This window comes from Desulfuromonas sp. TF (genome assembly GCF_000472285.1).
GTDB lineage: Bacteria > Desulfobacterota > Desulfuromonadia > Desulfuromonadales > ATBO01 > ATBO01.
The window spans coordinates 144,632-163,097 of sequence record NZ_KI421413.1 but is presented as its reverse complement, the minus strand read 5'-3'; the positions used below and the strand labels follow the sequence as shown (position 1 = coordinate 163,097).

Below are 18,466 nucleotides of genomic sequence, written 5' to 3'. Positions count from 1 at the left end.
TTAAATGCGCCTGAGGGTTGCACAAGATGAGGCGGAGGGGGTAAACTAAGCGATGAAGTTGTCACCGAATTCAATAAGGAGAAGGCGGGATCCTCGGCAGCGCCACGGGCGGTGAGGGTCCGCCGAAATTAAACATGATAAGAGCCTGGCTCAAGCCTTTCCTGATCGTTGCGTTGGTCTTCACACTCGGGACGCCTCCTGCCCTGTCCTTTACCGCCCAGGAACGCGGAGACTACCTTGCCCAGAGAACCAAACTGCTGAGTTACCTCATCAGGCAGCAGCTCACCAACAATCACTACAGCCAGAAACAGATCAATGACGAGTTGTCGCTGGCCGCCTTCGATCTCTACCTCAAACAGCTCGATTTTCAGAAGAGATTTCTGCTTAAAAAGGACATTGCCCGGCTCAGGTCCTTCGCCACCAGAATTGACGACGAGATCAACCAGGGCGTCATCACGTTGCCGAGAGTCAGCGCAGACATCATGAACCAGCGGATCGCCCTGGTGAAAAGCATGGTCGGCGAAATCCTCGCCGAAGATTTCGATTTTACCCTCAAGGAAGGGGTTGAGACCGATCCGGAAAAACTGGAATATTGCGACGACATCGAAGGGCTCCGTGATCGCTGGCGCAAGGCTCTTAAATATCAGGTGCTCTCCCGATATCTGAACCTCCTGGAGGATGAAGATGACTCCGAGAGTTCGTCGGCAAAGGCCGACGATCCGGAAAAAACACCGGAAGCGCTGCTTCGCAAAGCACGGGAGAAGGTCCTTAAAAGTCACGAGGATTTTTTCTCCCGCATGCTCGGCGAGACGGAACAGGATCATTACGACCGTTACTTCAACGTCGTAACCAGGGCTTTTGATCCTCATACCAACTATCTGCCGCCGCGTCAGAAGGAGGACTTCGACATCAGCATGCGCGGTTCGCTCGAAGGGATCGGCGCGACCCTCAAGGAAGAGGACGGATACATCAAGGTGGTCCAGATTATCCCCGGAAGCGCCGCCTACCGACAGGGGCAGCTCCATGCCGAGGACATCATTCTGGCAGTGGCTCAGGCAGGCGGGGAGCCGGTGGATATCACCGACACGCGCATCCGCGACGCCGTGAGTCTGATCCGCGGCAAGAAGGGGACGGTCGTGAGGCTGACCGTCAAAAAACCCGACGGCAGCCGGCTCGTCGTGCCGATCGTCCGCGATGTGGTCCAGATCGAGGAATCGTTTGTCAAGTCGACGACCCTGACCGATGAAGAATCGGGCCGCACCTATGGATATATCAAAATCCCGGCCTTCTACCGGGACTTCGAAAAGACCCAGAACGGCGGCAAAGGCCGCAACTCCACCGATGACGTGCGCGCGGAGCTGATCAAGCTCAAGGCTGGTAAGGTCGACGGACTCGTTCTTGATCTGCGCAACAACGGCGGCGGCGCCCTGACCGATGCCGTGGCGATCACCGGACTGTTCATCGATTCGGGACCCGTGGTGCAGGTGCGCAACAGCAACGGCAAGACTCAGGTTCTTTCCGACGAAGAACCCGGAGTCGAATATGACGGTCCGATAGTCGTCCTGGTCAACCAGTTCAGCGCCTCGGCTTCGGAGATCCTGGCCGGCGCCCTCCAGGATTACGGGCGTGCCGTGGTCATAGGTGGACAGCATACGCACGGCAAGGGGACGGTTCAGGCCATGATCGACCTGAATTATCGCAATGCCATGCCGAACATGGAAAAGTATTCTCCCCTGGGAGCCCTGAAGGTGACGATCCAGAAGTTCTACCGGGTCAGTGGAGGCTCCACCCAATACCGTGGGGTGGTTCCGGACATCATCCTTCCGGATCGTCTGAAGCATCTCAAGACGGGTGAACAGTACATCGACTATTCTCTTCCATGGGATACCGTCGGCTCCGTCAAATATCAGAGGTGGAACGAGAGGGGAATCGATCTGGGCGCCCTCAAGGCGAACAGCGAACGGCGCGTTACCGCAGACGAAGAGTTCATTGAAGTTGCCGAGGCCGCGAGAAGGGCCGGGGAAAAGATGGAGCAGACCCTTCAATCGCTGAACATAGAAGATCTGCGCCGCGAACGAGAAGAGGCCAAGCGGTTCGGGGACAAGACCGTTGAAGGGGAAACGCCCCATCCCGACAGGGGAGATGATGCTGCCGGAAAAGCAGCCGAGGAATGGCTTAAAGCTGTCAAGGAAGACCCCTATGCCGGCGAGGCCATGGCTGTGCTTGGAGACATTTTGCTGATGACCGGCAAGGACAAGGTTTCCGCCACCCGTTAAAGGTGATACTAAAAGTTTATAACCGTACAAGAAATGGCAGCCCAAAGGCTGCCATTTCTTGTTAGAGGAGGTTTGGCTTCGACCTACCCCGTTAGTCTGCGGTGACCTCCGAAATCGCAGCGAAGGCGATATCCAGAAGCTGCCGCAATTCGTCTTCGGCAATGGTCAGCGGCGGCATGAAGTAGACAACATTCCCAAGGGGGCGCAGCAGTGCGCCCATGTTCAGGGCCTTCCTGTAGACTTCAAGCCCCCGACGCTCCTGCCATGGATAGGGGACCTTGCCCTTCTTTTCCCCCACCATCTCCACGGCCGCCACCATCCCGCAGCGACGGAATTCCCCGACATGGGGCAGAGCTTCGAACCGTTCGGCCTGGGCATCGAGGAGGGCCATTTTCGGAGCGAGGGAAGAAAGAATATCCTCTTCCTCGAAAATCTTCAGCACTTCCACAGCAACAGCGCAGGCCAGGGGATTGCCGGTATAGGAATGGGAGTGGAGAAAGGCCTTCATGGAGGCGTAGTCGTCGTAGAAGGCGGCGTAGATTTCATCGGTGGTCAGGGTCACCGAGAGAGGAAGATAGCCGCCGGTGATCCCTTTGGAGAGGCACATGAAATCAGGGGCCACCTCCGCATGCTCGTTGGCGAACATCCTGCCGGTGCGGCCGAAGCCGACGGCGATCTCGTCGGCGATATAGTGAACGGCAAAAGCGTCACAGAGAGCGCGCAGTTTTTTCAGGTAGACAGGCGGATAGATGCGCATCCCCGCGGCCCCCTGGATCAACGGTTCGATAATGACCGCAGCGATGTTCTCGTGCTCCCGCTCCAGCAGGGACTGCATGTGCTCGAAACAGGGGGCGTCGCAGGAGTCTCGCTCAAGTCCGTAGGCACAGCGGAAACAGTCGGGCCCCTGGACCTGAAATCCCTCCAGCAGGATCGGCTGGTAGATTTCCCGGTAGAGTTCGCAACCTCCGACGGAGAGCGCGCCGAGGGTTTCGCCGTGGTAGGCTTCGGTGATGGAGACGAAGCGGGTTTTTTGAGGAATTCCCGTCTGCTGCCAGTACTGAAAGCTCATCTTCAGTGCGACTTCTACGGCGGCGGAGCCGTTGTCGGCGAAGAACACCTTGTTCAATGCTCCGGGAGCGAGTTCACACAGCCGTCGGGAAAGCTCCACCGCGGGCTCGTGGGTGAAGCCGGCGAAAATGTGATGAGCGATGCGACCCGCCTGCTCGGTGAGGGCCCTGTTGAGGCGGGGATGGTTGTGGCCAAAGAGATTGACCCACCAGGAGGATACCCCGTCGATATACCGTTTCCCTTCGAAATCGATGAGATGAACACCCTCTCCCCGGTCGATGGGGATGGGTGGGAGGAGCTCATGATCCTTCTGCTGAGTGCAGGGATGCCAGACATGCTCCCGGTCAAGCCTTAAAAGCTCTGCAATATCCATTCGTTTCATAGCAATCTTTAAAGTTGTTTCCCCTGTTGCCGAGGAACTTCGAGATTTGCCAGCAGCCAGGGAAGGGTGGGCAGAGCGCTGATCTCTTCCGCAAGGGCCACGACCTTCTGTCGGTCATCTCCCTGTACACGGGGCAGTACCCCGAGCAGGTCGGCGGAGGCCAGTGAGGCCAGCGTGTGGGGAGCTGATTCTTCGGCGGGATCGGGCTCCAGCGGCATGCCGTTGATGAAAAAGCCGGCCAGGGGAATCTCCATGGACCGGGCGGCGAAGATGGTCAGCAGGGTATGGTTGAGGGTTCCGAGGCCGGGACGACAGACCACCAGCAGGGGAAAGCCGATATCGCGGGCGAGATCGGCCATGAGCAGACCTCCCGAAAGGGGAACCATAAGGCCGCCCGCGCCTTCGACGATGATAAAATCGTTGTTTGCCGACAGGCGGCGGGCCGCATCGATGATCCGCGCCGGATCGATGCGGACCCCTTCCTTCTCGGCGGCCACCGACGGAGCGAGGGGTTGGCGCATCCGATAGGGAGCGATGGTTTCCGGATCTTCGCCGCTGCCGCTGGACCACTGCAGGAGGGCCGCATCCTGGCCGGGACGGGAGGGATCCGCAACCCCCGTTTCAACCGGCTTCATGACTCCCACCCGGAGTCCCCGCTCACGCAGGAAACGGGCGAGGGCGGCGGCCACCAGGGTCTTCCCCACCCCGGTGTCGGTCCCGGTGACGAAGACGCCTGCGGCCTTCGGCAAATCAGCAGACATCGATTTCCACCTCGGCATCCCGAAGCATCTGCAGGTCGGCTTCTCGGTCCCGGCCGCTGGTGGTCAGGTAATTGCCGATCATGGTGCCGCTTGCGCCGGCCATGAAAATCCATGATTGAAAATCCCGCAGATTCGGTTCGCGGCCGCCGCACACGCTGATCCTGCGATCCGGGAGCAGGTACCGGAACAGGGCGATGATCCGCAGGCAGTCAAGTGGAGTGAGATTTTTCGCCCCTTCCAGAGGTGTGCCCGCGATGGGATTGAGGAAGTTCAAGGGAACCGAATCAACCTCCAGATCCCGGATGGTAAAGGCCATCTCCACCCGCTGTTCCAGCGATTCCCCGAGTCCGAAGATGCCGCCGCAGCAGACTTTCATCCCGGCCGCCTTGGCCAGGCGAACGGTCTGAACATCCTCTTCGTAGTCGTGAGTGGTGCAGATGTTCGGGAAAAACGACCGGGCCGTCTCGAGGTTGTGATGGTAAGTTACGCAGCCGGCGTCGGCGAGAGCCCTTGCCGTCTCGACGTTCAGAAGGCCCAGGGAGACTGAAGGTTCTATCGTTGTTTCGCTGCGGATCTGACGAATTGCCGAAAGAATGCGCTCCAGCTCCTCGCCGGGCTGCACCCGGGTTCCGCTGGTGACGATGCCGTAACAGTGTGACCCATCCGCCTGGGCTCGGTGCGCGCCCTGAACAATGTCTTCGTGTGACTTCAGAGGGTAAACCGGGACATCGGTCCGGTGGTGTCCCGACTGAGCGCAGAAGGCGCAGTTTTCCGCGCATCGTCCGGATTTGGCGTTGATGATGGAGCAGAGTTCGATGCGATTGCCAAAGAACCGCTCACGGATGCGATGAGCGCCTGCCAGGATGGCGGTAAGTTCCGCCCCGCCGGTCTGCAGGATTCTCAGGGCCTCTTCTTCGGTGGGGGCTCCCCCCTTCAGGATGCGTTCAGGCAGTTCATCTGCCGAATTCTTGATCATGTCATGCTCCTTTTGGATCGACTTTTTTCGTTCCGATTATAAAGATGTGACCACGATTGTCAACCCATAAGAGACTAACGGTTGACAATCCAAATACCATTCTTGCGGTCCTTTTTCTCATATCGTATTGACACTCCTCCTGGAAAATGGTAGAACATCATTTTATTTTATCAGAAGGAACGCAGATGATTAAAGGACTTATCGGCAAAAAGCTGAAGACCACCCGTCTCAAAAACGACATGACCATCCAGGAACTTGCGGAAAAATCGCAGGTTTCCTCCAACATGATCTCCCGGATCGAGAGGGGCCTCACAATCCCTTCCGTGGAGATCCTGGTGAAGCTGGCCAATGCCTTCGGGATGAGCATCAATTACTTTGTCGAGGAGGCGGAAAAAGGGAAAACGGTCGTGCATACCCGAAAAGGGGAGGGTGAACCGATTTTCTTCTTTGAGGACAAACACCAGATCACCAGCCTGACTCAAGGCGTCCGTGATCCGAGTTTTGCCGTATTTTACGATACCCTCGAAAATGGATGCACCAGCGGAGAGGGCGAAATGGTCCATTCGGGCGAGGAATTCGCACTTGTTCTTCAAGGAAGGCTGGGCTTTTTTATAGAGGGAGAGCATTACCAGTTGGAGGAGGGAGATTCCCTTACCTTCAAAGGTTCTCTCCCCCATCGTTGGGAAAATCGTTATGACGGGCAGACATTGGTGATGTGGGTTGTCTCTCCGGCTCCCAACGTGACGCAATGAATACTGAAACCGGGGATCATTCCGCCGCAAGCCGCCGCAATCGGGGATCGAATTTATGAAGATCAAAAAAATAGTCGGAAAGAAACTTAAAGCCATCCGTCTGAAAAACGATTTGACCATCCAGGAACTCGCCGAGAAGTCGCTGGTTTCCTCTAATATGATCTCCAGGATCGAAAGGGGCTTGACCATCCCCTCGGTGGAGATACTCATGAAACTGGCTGGGGTCTTCGATAAGAGCATCAATTATTTTGTCGAAGAGGTGGCGACTACTCACGAAATTGTCTTCTCTTCTCCAGGAGAGCGTGATAAAACCGTGTACGATGATGAACATAACATGCATACCGAATCGTTCACTTCGGGGCTGAGGGATCCCCAGTTCACGTCCTTCTTCTGCACTGTCGGCGCCGGCGGAAGCAGCGGGGTGGAAAATATGTATCATCCAGGCGATGAGCTTATTTATGTTCTGGAGGGTCGCCTCAAGGTCGTCATTGCCGGAGAAAAACATGTACTCAATGCCGGCGACAGCCTCTCGTTCAAATCCCATCTTCCGCATCGGTGGGACAATATCGGCGAAGGGGAGGCAAAGGTTATCTGGACCCTTTCGCCCTTCACCATCATCTGAAATCGGAAGCAAATGAATTTTTTCAAGAGAATTTTCGGCCAGAGCGACCCTCTGGCCGCTTTGCGTAAGGCTGTCGGACAAAAACGCTGGGCTGACGCCCTGGCCATGGGCGAAGCCCTGGACCGCACCGCCCTTGATTCGGACGCGGCTGGAGAACTGGATCAGCTGCTGGAGTCCGCCGGCGACGGCCTGGCCGAATTGAATCTTGTCGAAGGCGAAGGATGCCTGCGCGGCGGCGACAGGGAACGCGCTGCCGAGCACTTCACCCTGGCCGCCGCCCAGGTGCGAAGCAATCATCTCGCCCGGCGTATCATCCAGGCCCAGGAGGCGATGTCAACTGCAGAGAATCCCGGGTTCGTTCCGTCCGCTTCTGCTGCACCCGGCTGCGGTTCGAAATGCTTCGACAGCGGCAGACCCGTTTCCGCCGACAAGGACGATTCAGACGATCCCCACCTTGACGAAATAACCCGCCTTGAATTGGTGCTGAGCTCCTATCCATCAGATATGGCCACGACCTGCATCGAAAGCAGTGAAGCCTTTCGGAAAGCTTTTCTTCTGGCCCATGAAGGCCGAGACGAGGAGGCGGCGGAAATTTTCAAAACGGTTCCGCAGAATGAACGCAACGATCTGTACCATTTCGAACTCGGCGCTCTTTTTGCGCGTCTTGGAGAGTTGAGTCGTGCCTGCCGGGAACTGGAAACAGCCCTGACCCTCAACCCCGGCCACACCCTTATTCTTGAGACGCTGATTGCTCTCGAGACTGCCGGAGGGAAAGAGGATGTGGCGCGGAAGAGGCTGGAGAGTATTTTGGATAAGGGGGGAGATCCCGCTTTTTGTCATGGAGGTCTGGCGGCCTTATTCGCCCGTCTCGGCCATGCGGAGAAGGCACTGCAACACGGATCCAAGGCAATCGCTGCCGGAAATGCCGACCCGCGCATTCTTCTTCTCACGGCGTCCCTCCAGGAGAAATCAGGAATGTTAGGCGAAGCGGAAGTCATCCTGCAACGGATTCCCGGCGGCGGTGGGTGTTCCGGCGGCGTGGCCATCCCGCTTGCCGAGTTCTGGCTGCGGCAGAATAAAAATTTAGATAAAGCCCTCGAAACTTTCAAGGGAGCGCTCCGCCAGGGGACCGATCAGTCCCGCTGGGCGATGCGTATTGCTCAAACCTACATCGCCAAGGGCTGGAAGAAGGAGGGAATAAAGCTTCTGAATAACGCTCTGGCCGATCCGGATCTCGATCCGGAACTTCAAAAGGAGGGTTCCGTTTTATTGAATGCCCTTGGAGACAAAACGCACGGAAGTCCCTGAAAATTCTTGACTACTCTATTGACAGCCCGACCTGCTGTGTATACTTTTAATAACCTGAGGGTCGGCTCAGCCCTAAAGCTTCCAAAGCTTCCGACCCACAGCAACAAAGGTCATGGAGGCAATATGAACAAGTCGGAACTGGTGGAATCTCTGGCCAATTCTAAGGCCCTTACCTACAAAAAATCGGAAGAAATCGTCAACCTTATCTTCGACTCAATGGCCGAAACGCTCTCCGGTGGCGGTCGCATCGAAATTCGCGGATTCGGCAGTTTTGTGGTCAAGGACTACAAAGCCTATACGGGACGCAACCCGAAAACGGGCGAAGTTATCGAAGTCAAGCCGAAGAGGCTTCCATTCTTCAAAGTGGGAAAGGAACTTCGCGAGAAGGTCAACAACTGAGGCTGTGGACAATTCTTCCAGCCGTTAAGCACCATCATTCTTCCGTTGCTTCCTGCCTCTCTTCAGAGACCTTCCCGCGCAGAACTTTGGCAATGTACGCAACTGTTCTGTGGAGGAACTGAATCAACGTCGAATAAAGGTAGTGAACTGATGGGTAGATTGGCGGAAATGAAAAACAGTCCCCTCTTTGAAGGGTTGTCCGATGCGGAGATCGATTCACTGGAGTCGCTCCTGGAGGAAAAAAGGATAACGGAGGGGAAAACCGTATTTGTCGAAAATATGCTTGGTGAATCCCTTTATCTCATAGGACAGGGAACCATCAAGATCTCAAAGATGCTGGCAGAAGGTGACGAAAAAATCCTCGTGATTCTCGGCCCGGAGGATTTCTTTGGGGAAATGGCGATCCTGGAAGGAACTCCTCGCTCCGCAACAGCCCGAGTTGCTGAGGATGCCTGCCTTTTGAGCCTGCAAAGAAAGGATTTTGAGGCTTTTTGCGAAAAAAATCCAAAACTCGGTCTCAAACTCATGCGCAACATCGTTCGAACCTTCTCCCGGCGAGTTCGCGAAAACAGCGAAGAGTACAGGGAAATGCTGCTCTGGTCCCTGAGCCAAAAGGGCTGAGACCGGTGAAACACTTTTTATGCGATAATTTTCCGTAGAACATCTTTGCCCATCCTTTCTCTCCCCCTATTTCATTCTATCCGATGCATACATGGTCGAAGCAGCGGGATTTTTATTGATCCTTGCTGAATCGCTGGAGTTCAGCTGATCGTTCCGGCTTCCCTGCAGCAGTTTCCTGCCGTATCATTCGGCCCTTTTCCATTGAAAAATAATGATCTATCCGCTATAGTCACCCCGTTTTTCAAGCTCTGGTTGCATCCTTTGCGCTGAAGTTATCATGATTTTAACGGGGTGAAAGCATGCTAGGAATTCTTTTCAACCAGAACCTCATATTCGGCCTCGTGGGGGGACTGGGGTTGTTCCTGTTCGGCATGAAGATCATGTCGGAGGGTCTGCAGAAAGTCGCCGGCGACCGGATGCGCAAAATTCTGGCTGCGCTGACCAACAACCGCCTTATCGGCACCCTGGTCGGCCTGGCGGTGACCGCCATTATTCAATCATCCAGCGCCACGACGGTGATGGTGGTCGGGTTCGTCAATGCCGGTCTGATGTCCCTTGTCCAATCTATCGGGGTTGTCCTTGGCGCCAATATAGGAACCACCGTCACCGCCCAGATCATCGCCTTCAAGATCACCAAATTCGCCCTTCCCGCCATCGGCATCGGCACGGCTCTGAAGCTCTTCAGCCGGAACAGAAAATGGATGTACGTCGGTGAAGTCATCCTGGGATTCGGCATCCTCTTCTTCGGCATGCAGATCATGAAGGATTCCTTCGGTCCGGTCAAAGGGAGCGAGGAACTCCGGAACTTGCTCCTGGTGATCGGGGACAACCATCTCCTCGGCGTGCTGATCGGCGCCATCATGACCGTCATTGTCCAGAGCAGTACCGCCAGTATCGGTATAACTCTGGCTCTGGCCTCAAGCGGCCTGCTGACATTTGAGGCCAGCGTGGCCATCATTCTCGGTGAAAACATCGGCACCACCATCACTGCCAATCTGGCCGCCATCGGTACCAATCTCGCTGCCCGGCGCACTGCTTTCGCCCATTTTCTTTTCAATTTCATCGGCGTCGGCTACATGCTGCTCCTGTTTCCCTTTTTTATGAACTTCGTGTCCAGCATCACCCCGGGCGAAGCAGATTTCGTCGTGCAGACCCAGCAGCAGGCGGCAAGCCTGGGCTCGGCCCTCGGCGACAAGCCTTTCATCGCCCGGCATATCGCCAACACCCACACCCTCTTCAATATCGTCAACACCATCATATTCCTTCCCCTTGTTGGAGTTCTGGCGAAACTGACTACTCTCCTCATCCGAGGGCGGGAAGAAGAGATGGAATTTCATCTCAAATACATCGACAACCGGGTTCTCAATACGCCTCCCATTGCGCTTGGACAGGCCAAGTCCGAGACCAGACGCATGGCTCAGATCGCCCTGGAAATGCTCGATGAAACCGCCCTCTTTCTTCAGGATCAGGATGAAAAACGGATTCCCGGCCTCGAAAAGAAAGAGGATATTGTCGATATGCTGCAGAAAGAAATTACAGATTTTCTCGTAGCTCTTTCACAGAAGTCGATTACCCAGGAAACATCGAGGAGCATTGCCTCGATGATGCATATGGTCAATGACCTGGAACGGGTCGGTGATCATTGCGAAAATCTCTGGCGCCTGGGAAGCAGGAAAAAAGACCAGAAGGTGGCCTTTTCCGATGTGGGCATGGCAGAAATCGCAGAAATCGCGGAAACCTGCCGAAAATTTCTTTCTTTTGTCCTTGCAGCCATGGAACGAGGGGATTTGACAATCCTCGAGAAAGCCCACCACATGGAGGAGACTATCGACGAACTTGAGGAGAATCTGCGCAACAACCACATTACTCGCCTCAACACCGGCGAATGCGCTGTTTTGCCTGGGTTGATCTATATCGACATGCTGCATAATTTTGAAAAGATAGGCGACCATACCTATAACGTCGCCGAGGCTGTCATCGGGCGAAAATAATGCGCGCTGCCGTTGATGTCGGAACCAATACCGTTCGTCTGCTTCTTGGCGAGGAGCGCGACGGAAGGGTGGTCCCCGAAAGGTATTATCGACGTATCACCCGTCTGGGAGGCGGCTTTACTTCCGAAATGGGTCTGTCGCCGCAGGCCATGGAACGAACTCTTTTCGCCTTGACCGAAATAGGTGAGATCCTCAGGTCCTCAGAAGTCAACACCGTACGTGCGGTCGGCACGGCGGCTCTGCGCGAAGCTCCAAATGGCGTCTCTTTCGTCGAAAAGATCCGTTCTGCTGCCCGAATCCCCCTCGAAATCATCGACGGCATTGAAGAAGCCACCCTCTGCGCACGAGGTGTTCTTTCGGCCCTGTCTCCTCGCCCGGACCACTGTCTGATTTTCGACATCGGCGGCGGAAGCACCGAGTTCATCCTTACCTGTGGCAGCGAACCGATCTTCCAGCGCAGCTATCCCCTGGGCGTCGTCCATCTCTGCGAGCAGGTCCCGAGTCGTGATCAGCAAACGGTTGGAATTGGCCAGATCCTTGACCGTTTTCATGCGGATCTTACCGCCGCCGGATGGGAAAGGTTGGCCGCCGGGAGCACTCTGGTCGGAACCGCAGGCACTGTGACCACCCTGGCCGCACTGCAACTCGAAATGACGCAGTACGACTGGCGCAGGGTCAACAATCTGGTCCTCGGAATCGAAGACCTCAAAAGGATGGCCAACAGCCTCGCCCCGCTCTCCTCCGAAGAAAGGGAATCTCTCCCGGGGATGGAAAAGGGGAGGGGGGATCTGATCCTTCCCGGGCTCGGAATTGTCCTGGGAATCCTCGAACATTTCGGATGGAGTCAGGTAACGGCCAGCGATTTCGGACTTCTTGAAGGAGCCCTCCTGAGTCTCGGAAACAGAGGAGGGCAATCGAATTGACATTACTTTCTTGCCCCTCACACTCCATATCGTACAGAATCAATCTTGAGGGAGGCCTTCGAGTTAGGGCAAGTAATCCACTACTCGAATCCTGGCGAATATCTGATAATGCGTTTTTACGATTGTGAGGACAGGATGATCTGGAATGACGAATTCGAAACGTTGCCCCGGGAAGTTATAGAATCGCTGCAGCTCAGGCGTCTGCAGCACACATTGGAGCGCGTCTACGCCACCGTCCCCTTTTATCGCCGCAGCTTCACCGAAGCCGGTGTAACTCCGGGCATGGTCAAATCCCTGGGCGATCTGCGGCGACTGCCTTTTACCCTCAAGCAGGACATGCGGGACAATTACCCATACGGACTCTTTGCCGTTCCCCTGGAGCAGATTGTTCGCATACATGCTTCCAGCGGTACCACCGGCAAACCGACGGTGGTCGGCTATACCCGTCGCGACATCGAGATGTGGGCCGAGCTCATGGCCCGCTCCTTCGCCGCCGCCGGAGCCCATCGAGGCGACGTCATTCACAACGCCTATGGTTATGGCCTCTTTACGGGGGGGCTGGGAGCCCATTACGGCGCGGAGCGGATAGGCGCCTCAGTCATTCCCATGTCCGGTGGAAATACCAAAAAGCAGATCATGATCATGAAGGATTTCGGTTCCACCGTTCTGACCTGTACGCCTTCCTACAGCCTTTTCCTGGCGGAGGCGGCGGCAGAGGAGGGGGTGGATATCCGTCAGCTCAAGCTCAAGGTCGGCATTTTCGGCGCCGAACCCTGGAGCGAACAGATGCGTGCAGAGATCGAGGAAAAGCTGAATATCAAGGCCATCGACATCTATGGCCTTTCGGAGATCCTCGGTCCTGGAGTGGGAATCGAGTGCCTCGAAGCACAAAAAGGGCTTCACATCTGGGAGGATCATTTCATCCCGGAAATCATCGACCCCGAATCCGGCAATGTCCTTCCTCCCGGCGAAAAGGGAGAACTGGTGATCACCACCATCACCAAGGAAGGGATTCCCATGATCCGCTACCGCACCAGGGACATCACTCGCCTGATACCCGAACCCTGCATCTGCGGAAGAACCCATGTGCGTTTGGAGCGGATGAGCGGCCGCAGCGACGATATGCTGATCATTCGGGGAGTCAACGTCTTCCCCTCCCAGATCGAAAGCGTCCTTTTCAATATCGACGGTGTTGAACCGCATTACCAGTTGATCGTCGATCGTGAAGAGAACCTCGACACTCTTGAGGTGCAGGTGGAAGTCAATGAACAGACCTTCTCCGACGAGGTGAAGGTTCTTCAGGACCTCACGGGACGGATCCGCAAAGAGATCAAAGACCTTCTCGGAATCACCTGCAAAGTACGGCTGGTTGAGCCCAAAAGCATAGCCCGCAGCGAGGGGAAAGCCCAACGTGTCATTGACCGACGCGTTTAGGATTAGTGGATAAAAACACAAGGGGGATCAGATGAAGGTAGAACAAATTTCGGTTTTCATCGAGAACAAGTCCGGACGCCTGGCCGAAGTTTCAAGAACCCTTGGCGAAGCCGGCGTGAATATCCGCGCCCTTTCCCTGGCAGACACCTCCGATTTCGGCATTCTAAGACTCATTGTCGATAAGACCGATACCGCCAAGACGGCCCTCAAGGAGCGAGGCTTTACCGTCAGCAAGACCGAGGTCGTGGCCGTCGAGGTGCCCGATCAGCCCATGGGGCTTTCCAGCATTCTCCAGATCCTTGACCGCGCAGGAGTAAATGTTGAATACATGTATGCTTTTGTCGAACGCTGCGGGGAAAATGCCGTCATCATTTTCCGCTTCGACGACCCGGAAGCTGCCATGGAGGTCCTGACACAAAGCGGCATAACGGTTCTGGAGGGCGAACGCGTATCCCGGATGTAGCCGGACTATGCGAAAGAGCGCCTGTTATGTCGTTCATCCAACCTTCTTCCATTCATCCACCATGAAAGAAAGGCGCAGGGTCGATCAACCACGCAAACATTCCTAGTGAAGTCGATAAGTCACCGGACTCACAGGAATTTTTCTATTTCAAGTAGTACGTTTTTTGCCGAATTTTTCCTTGACAATCAACAGCAAATAAACCATAATCCCCACTCGTTGGCTGACGGGGCGTAGCGCAGCCTGGTAGCGCACCTGCATGGGGTGCAGGGGGTCGGAGGTTCAAATCCTCTCGCCCCGACCAACGAAAAAAAAGAGCGGTGACTGAAAAGTCACGGCTCTTTTTTTTGGAGTTTCCTCTCAACAGCAGGGCAGGTATGCATATCGGTCCTGAAGTTTAAAATTTTCCTATTAAATCAATAGCTTTCACTTGTGTTCGCAGAGGATTTTGATATCATTAAGGTCCTTGTATCAATCACAAAACACTTTCAAGAGGTCTGCTGTGGATATTTTTCTTGAATTGATAAATGCTTTCGACTGGCAGACGGTCATAAGGACCTGCGCAAGAATATTTCTCATCCTTGTGGTTGCCTGGATCTCCCTTGTAATTCTCAGAAACGTACTCCACCGGGTGGAAATGCGCTGGCTGAAAAAGAGCGAAGTTGCTGGAGAGCCGCCTTCGGAATCCGCCAAGCGCGTCGATACTCTGGTGCGACTGATCCGGCAGGGCGTTCATCTGACCCTCTGGATTATTGTTGGTCTTACAATCCTCAAGGAACTGGGTGTGGAAATCGGGCCCATTCTTGCCGGTGCAGGAATCCTCGGGCTGGCGGTCGGCTTTGGTGCGCAGAACCTGGTGAGGGACATTATTTCAGGCTTCTTTTTTATTCTTGAAAATCAGGTTCGGGTCGGAGACGTGGCTATCATCAATGGCACCGGGGGCATCGTTGAGGAAATCAATTTCAGGACCATCGTGTTGCGTGACATATCGGGTGTGGTGCATGTCTTTCCGAACGGTACGGTAACCACCTTGAGCAACATGACGAACGAATGGTCCGCCTACGTATTTGAAATCGGAGTCGCATATAAGGAATCCACCGACAAGGTAACGGAGGTGATGCGAGAAGTCTTTGTCGGTATGCAAAAGGATGAAACCTATGGGCCTCTGATACTGGAGGACCCTGAAATCATGGGTGTCGACAAATTCGCAGATTCCGCCGTCATCATAAAAGGTCGCATCAAGACAAGGCCAATTCGCCAGTGGATGGTAGGGCGCGAATTTAATCGGAGGATCAAGTACGCCTTTGATGAAAAAGGAATCGAGATTCCGTTTCCCCATCGTTCCATCTATTTCGGCGAAGCGAGTAAACCGTTCGCTGTGGAGGCGATGGAGCACCTGGAAAAAAAAGGCAGGGAAAAGACAAAATAAACTTCTCGATGAATGCTTAGAAAAACCTGCGAAATTTGCCCTCTGAGCATCTTCCAGGTATGCATCCATGGAAGGGGGATGGTTCTGATTCCTTTGGAAATATCCTTATGAAGCCATCAAACCGCTAAATACACTCCATACGTAACGTCGCATAACGAATATTATGTAAACTTAGATTGCGATGCGGTAAATACGAGGCCTAACGCTCGTCTGCCAGGGAAACGATGGCGCGCAGGAGCAGTTCGGTACCCTGGCGGATATCCTCCATCCGGCTCTTTTCGGCGATGTTGTGACTGATGCCGTGAATGCTTGGAATGAAAATCATTCCGGCATCGGTAATCCGTGCCAGATTCATGGCATCGTGACCGGCTCCGCTCGGCATAGTCAGATACGGGATGTTCGCTTCCTTGGCTGTCTTCTTCAAGTGATCGATGATTTTACCGGACATCGGGACCGGCTCATCATCAGTAAGGACTTCCCTGTCGATCTCGACATTCCGGCGATCGGCGATTTCATTCATGAGATCGAGAACCCTGGCCACCGCCCTCTTCTTTTCTCCACCATCGATATCGCGCAGATCGATTCCGAGTTCCACCCGCTCCGGAACCACATTCATCACTCCGGGCGCCACCCGTAGATAGCCGATCGTGCCGACGGTATGTTCGCCGGACTCTCTGCCGGCGATACGCTCAAGGCCAAGAACGATTTCGCTGGCGGCCGCAAGGGCATCACGGCGCATGTTCATCGGGGTTGTTCCCGAATGGTCCGCGCGCCCTCTGACGATCACCTTGAAACGAGTGGGAGCGGCAATGGCGGTGACTATCCCAACAGGAATTCCGGCATTTTCAAGCACCGGACCCTGTTCTATGTGCAGTTCAAGATATGCATGGATCTCCCCTTTCTGGAGGCGAATCGATTTAATATCCTTCAAAGAAAATCCTGCTTTTGATAAGGCGCTGCCCAGACTGATTCCCTCTTCATCCATCAGGCGGTCGATATCGGTCTTCTTTAAGTCTCCGGTAAGGGCCTTGCTTCCCAGGGTGGCCACACCGAAGCGGCTGGATTCTTCGGCGGAGAAATTGACCACCTCCACCGGACGTCTGGTTCTGATGCGCTGCTCGTCCATTACCCTTGCCACTTCCAGAGCGGCAAGAACCCCTATCACTCCGTCATAATGGCCACCATTCGGCACCGTGTCTAGATGAGATCCCATAATCACCGCAGGCAGAGATTCTCTTCCTGCGCGCCGACCGCGCATGTTCCCCGCGGCATCCACCATAACTTCCAGACCGGCGGCCTCCATTGAATGTCGAAGGTAGTCTCGGGCACGGAGATCCGCCTCGCTGAAAGCGAGTCTGGTGACGCCTCCGTTATCCAGCCTCCCGAATTCGGTCATATTGAAGAAGTCTCTTTCGATCCGGTCTATCCGTATCTTCATTTCGCTTGCCCTTAAAATGTTGAAATTTGATTCTGGAATCGATGATATACAGAGGATTTTCCATAAACAGGATGAGCTTTATAGGTGGCCTTTCTTTCTCTTCCATTCACCTCAGTCGGCATCAAGAAGCACCTTCAGCTTCATTATTTTTTCCTGAATGGCCCGCTCTACCTTCTCCGGTCCGAACATGTAAATCAATTGCCCAAGCATCAGCGAAACATCGGCCAATTCATCGATGACGGCTTTCTCATCCACCTTGGCCCTACGGAAATGTTTGAGCACAGCAATTAATTCCGCGCACTCCTCCACCGCCTGATCGTACTGGGCTTCTGTCCCCCATCTCTCAAGTGCGGTGCGATAAATCTCATCATGCTTCACTTTTAATCACCTCGATATTTTTGGTCTACACACTAGCACGGCTTGATTTTGCCGAAAACCCCAAAGGCTTGTCTCAATCTCCATTCAGGCATTAATGCTTTCTCGATTCATTTTTTTGGAAATAAGCACATGCCATGTTTACATGCTGACAGAATTCATGCAATTATATGCTAACTTAAATCGCTGCGCCCCCTCTTCTTCTTGTTGCCGCCTATTGCTTTCGTGAAGCGGATCATTCGACCAGGAATGACGTATGCCTTCGGCCGGAATCATTATTATTGCCCTGCTGTCGACAATGCTATTCGGCTGCGCTTCCCCGACACCGATCAGGAAGAGCATAACCCTTCCTGATCCGGATGAGAAATCCGAATCATTGATTTCCGGCTCTGCAATCGGACGTATTGCATATTCCGTTCAGATCGGCGCCTTTTCAATCCCCGAAAACGCGAGGCGCCTGGAAAAGGCATTGCGCGCCGAGGGTCTTGACGCTTATTTTTTCTGCGATGAATCAGGACTATATAAGGTACGGTTCGGCGATTTTTCAACCTTTGACAACGCCTCCAGGGAAGCCGCAGGCCTGCAGAAGATGGGAAAGATCGAGAATTACCTTATTGTTTCTCCTCAAGGAGACGTCAGTGATGGAATTCGAAGCAACCTGGTCGATACCGCCACGCGATTCCTCGGTGTCCCCTACTCCAGGGGTGGAGAATTTGCCGACGAGGGTTTTGACTGCAGCGGTTTGACCATGGCGGTCTACCGACTCAACGGGCTCAAACTTCCTCGCGAAAGCAACCAACAGTTCAAGGCTGGACGACATGTGGATCGACAGAACCTGAAAAAGGGTGATCTTGTCTTTTTTTCCACAGAACGCGGGCGCAAGGTTTCCCATGTCGGCATTTATATCGCCTACGGCAAATTCATCCACGCACCACGACCGGGGAAGAGCGTGAAGATCGCAGACCTGGACAGCGCCTATTTCAAGCAGAGGTATGCGGGAGCAAGGACCTACTTTTGAGCCGGCCCCGATGTTGGAGGCCGCTCGGAAAAAAATAATTATTTTCCTGAAACCACTTGCTTTTTTGTTTATCCCTGTGATAATGTTTTTCAACTTAAGAAAGCTTGTGTAAAGTTTCGTTGCCGGAAAAATTGACAGTGCGTCAGTTGGACAAACCACACAGCCTTCCTTGGGCGTGTGGTTTTTTGTTAGGGCTGGAAATTTGCACAACAACAAGATTCCCAGAGGGAATA

17 protein-coding genes and 1 tRNA gene are annotated in these 18,466 nt (G+C 54.3%); 13 read left to right on the top strand and 5 right to left on the bottom strand.

The window, feature by feature from the left end:
* Window positions 1-134 precede the first annotated feature (134 nt).
* On the top strand, window positions 135-2,276 hold the full coding sequence (locus DTF_RS21665; RefSeq protein ID WP_051360820.1) for a carboxy terminal-processing peptidase: 2,142 nt from the start codon (window positions 135-137) through the stop codon (window positions 2,274-2,276).
* A gap of 91 nt (window positions 2,277-2,367) precedes the next feature.
* Here DTF_RS21665 and bioA read toward each other — a convergent pair whose 3' ends face one another.
* From bioA to bioB, 3 genes are read right to left on the bottom strand one after another with little or no spacing between them, the layout of a single operon-like run.
* Window positions 2,368-3,717 carry an adenosylmethionine--8-amino-7-oxononanoate transaminase gene (gene bioA / locus DTF_RS0103290; RefSeq protein WP_027714162.1) on the bottom strand — a complete coding sequence of 450 codons (1,350 nt, stop codon included), beginning with the start codon at window positions 3,715-3,717 and terminating at the stop codon, window positions 2,368-2,370.
* A gap of 17 nt (window positions 3,718-3,734) precedes the next feature.
* On the bottom strand, window positions 3,735-4,487 hold the full coding sequence (gene bioD, locus DTF_RS21660) for a dethiobiotin synthase (protein ID WP_051360818.1): 753 nt from the start codon (window positions 4,485-4,487) through the stop codon (window positions 3,735-3,737).
* Window positions 4,477-5,460 carry a biotin synthase BioB gene (bioB, locus tag DTF_RS0103280; protein WP_027714161.1) on the bottom strand — a complete coding sequence of 328 codons (984 nt, stop codon included), beginning with the start codon at window positions 5,458-5,460 and terminating at the stop codon, window positions 4,477-4,479. The genes bioD and bioB overlap by 11 nt, the downstream gene beginning before the upstream one ends.
* Before the next feature lie 188 nt (window positions 5,461-5,648).
* Between bioB and DTF_RS0103275 the strand changes: the two genes are divergently transcribed.
* The 11 genes from DTF_RS0103275 (at window position 5,649) to DTF_RS0103225 (ending at window position 15,402) form a co-directional block, all read left to right on the top strand.
* Window positions 5,649-6,215: a helix-turn-helix domain-containing protein gene (locus DTF_RS0103275; RefSeq protein ID WP_027714160.1), complete on the top strand. Its 567-nt coding sequence runs from the start codon at window positions 5,649-5,651 to the stop codon at window positions 6,213-6,215.
* Window positions 6,216-6,270: 55 nt separating this feature from the next.
* Window positions 6,271-6,837 (top strand): helix-turn-helix domain-containing protein, encoded by a 567-nt coding sequence (locus DTF_RS0103270; RefSeq protein ID WP_027714159.1) that lies wholly within the window; start codon window positions 6,271-6,273, stop codon window positions 6,835-6,837.
* A gap of 12 nt (window positions 6,838-6,849) precedes the next feature.
* Window positions 6,850-8,145, top strand: coding sequence for a lipopolysaccharide assembly protein LapB (locus DTF_RS0103265; protein ID WP_027714158.1), 1,296 nt, complete (start codon window positions 6,850-6,852; stop codon window positions 8,143-8,145).
* A gap of 123 nt (window positions 8,146-8,268) precedes the next feature.
* Window positions 8,269-8,544, top strand: a complete 276-nt coding sequence (locus tag DTF_RS0103260) for an HU family DNA-binding protein (RefSeq protein ID WP_027714157.1) — start codon at window positions 8,269-8,271, stop codon at window positions 8,542-8,544.
* A gap of 45 nt (window positions 8,545-8,589) precedes the next feature.
* Window positions 8,590-9,165: a cyclic nucleotide-binding domain-containing protein gene (locus DTF_RS21655; RefSeq protein WP_155890692.1), complete on the top strand. Its 576-nt coding sequence runs from the start codon at window positions 8,590-8,592 to the stop codon at window positions 9,163-9,165.
* A 299-nt stretch (window positions 9,166-9,464) separates the two neighbouring features.
* Window positions 9,465-11,156 carry a Na/Pi cotransporter family protein gene (locus DTF_RS0103250; RefSeq protein WP_027714156.1) on the top strand — a complete coding sequence of 564 codons (1,692 nt, stop codon included), beginning with the start codon at window positions 9,465-9,467 and terminating at the stop codon, window positions 11,154-11,156.
* A complete protein-coding gene (locus DTF_RS0103245) occupies window positions 11,156-12,079 on the top strand; it encodes a hypothetical protein (RefSeq protein ID WP_035055568.1) in 924 nt (307 codons plus the stop codon). The genes DTF_RS0103250 and DTF_RS0103245 overlap by 1 nt, the downstream gene beginning before the upstream one ends.
* A 135-nt stretch (window positions 12,080-12,214) precedes the next feature.
* Window positions 12,215-13,513 (top strand): phenylacetate--CoA ligase family protein, encoded by a 1,299-nt coding sequence (locus tag DTF_RS0103240; RefSeq protein ID WP_027714154.1) that lies wholly within the window; start codon window positions 12,215-12,217, stop codon window positions 13,511-13,513.
* Window positions 13,514-13,544: 31 nt separating this feature from the next.
* On the top strand, window positions 13,545-13,976 hold the full coding sequence (locus tag DTF_RS0103235; RefSeq protein ID WP_027714153.1) for an ACT domain-containing protein: 432 nt from the start codon (window positions 13,545-13,547) through the stop codon (window positions 13,974-13,976).
* 224 nt (window positions 13,977-14,200) lie between these two features.
* Window positions 14,201-14,277: transfer RNA gene (locus DTF_RS0103230), tRNA-Pro, on the top strand.
* A 198-nt stretch (window positions 14,278-14,475) separates the two neighbouring features.
* The gene (locus tag DTF_RS0103225) at window positions 14,476-15,402 is read left to right on the top strand and encodes a mechanosensitive ion channel family protein (protein WP_027714152.1); all 927 of its coding nucleotides are present in this window, start codon (window positions 14,476-14,478) and stop codon (window positions 15,400-15,402) included.
* Between the two features lie 199 nt (window positions 15,403-15,601).
* On the opposite strand, the gene DTF_RS0103220 is transcribed toward DTF_RS0103225, so the two are convergent.
* Both DTF_RS0103220 and DTF_RS0103215 read right to left on the bottom strand, forming a co-directional pair.
* Entirely contained in the window at window positions 15,602-16,840 is a 1,239-nt protein-coding gene (locus tag DTF_RS0103220; protein ID WP_027714151.1) for a M20 family metallo-hydrolase, read from the bottom strand.
* Window positions 16,841-16,951: 111 nt separating this feature from the next.
* A complete protein-coding gene (locus DTF_RS0103215; protein ID WP_027714150.1) occupies window positions 16,952-17,218 on the bottom strand; it encodes an antitoxin in 267 nt (88 codons plus the stop codon).
* 253 nt (window positions 17,219-17,471) lie between these two features.
* Here DTF_RS0103215 and DTF_RS0103210 point away from each other — a divergent pair, with 253 nt between their 5' ends.
* Entirely contained in the window at window positions 17,472-18,233 is a 762-nt protein-coding gene (locus tag DTF_RS0103210; RefSeq protein ID WP_051360814.1) for an NlpC/P60 family protein, read from the top strand.
* Window positions 18,234-18,466: the final 233 nt, after the last annotated feature.

Excerpts from the sequence above, each read along its gene's own strand:
- DTF_RS21665 (WP_051360820.1), top strand. The coding sequence starts at position 135 with ATGATAAGAGCCTGGCTCAAGCCTTTCCTGATCGTTGCGTTGGTCTTC.
- bioA (WP_027714162.1), bottom strand. The coding sequence starts at position 3,717 with ATGGATATTGCAGAGCTTTTAAGGCTTGACCGGGAGCATGTCTGGCAT.
- bioD (WP_051360818.1), bottom strand. The coding sequence starts at position 4,487 with ATGTCTGCTGATTTGCCGAAGGCCGCAGGCGTCTTCGTCACCGGGACC.
- DTF_RS0103275 (WP_027714160.1), top strand. The coding sequence starts at position 5,649 with ATGATTAAAGGACTTATCGGCAAAAAGCTGAAGACCACCCGTCTCAAA.
- DTF_RS0103270 (WP_027714159.1), top strand. The coding sequence starts at position 6,271 with ATGAAGATCAAAAAAATAGTCGGAAAGAAACTTAAAGCCATCCGTCTG.
- DTF_RS0103265 (WP_027714158.1), top strand. The coding sequence starts at position 6,850 with ATGAATTTTTTCAAGAGAATTTTCGGCCAGAGCGACCCTCTGGCCGCT.
- DTF_RS0103260 (WP_027714157.1), top strand. The coding sequence starts at position 8,269 with ATGAACAAGTCGGAACTGGTGGAATCTCTGGCCAATTCTAAGGCCCTT.
- DTF_RS0103250 (WP_027714156.1), top strand. The coding sequence starts at position 9,465 with ATGCTAGGAATTCTTTTCAACCAGAACCTCATATTCGGCCTCGTGGGG.
- DTF_RS0103245 (WP_035055568.1), top strand. The coding sequence starts at position 11,156 with ATGCGCGCTGCCGTTGATGTCGGAACCAATACCGTTCGTCTGCTTCTT.
- DTF_RS0103240 (WP_027714154.1), top strand. The coding sequence starts at position 12,215 with ATGATCTGGAATGACGAATTCGAAACGTTGCCCCGGGAAGTTATAGAA.
- DTF_RS0103235 (WP_027714153.1), top strand. The coding sequence starts at position 13,545 with ATGAAGGTAGAACAAATTTCGGTTTTCATCGAGAACAAGTCCGGACGC.
- DTF_RS0103220 (WP_027714151.1), bottom strand. The coding sequence starts at position 16,840 with ATGAAGATACGGATAGACCGGATCGAAAGAGACTTCTTCAATATGACC.
- DTF_RS0103210 (WP_051360814.1), top strand. The coding sequence starts at position 17,472 with ATGCCTTCGGCCGGAATCATTATTATTGCCCTGCTGTCGACAATGCTA.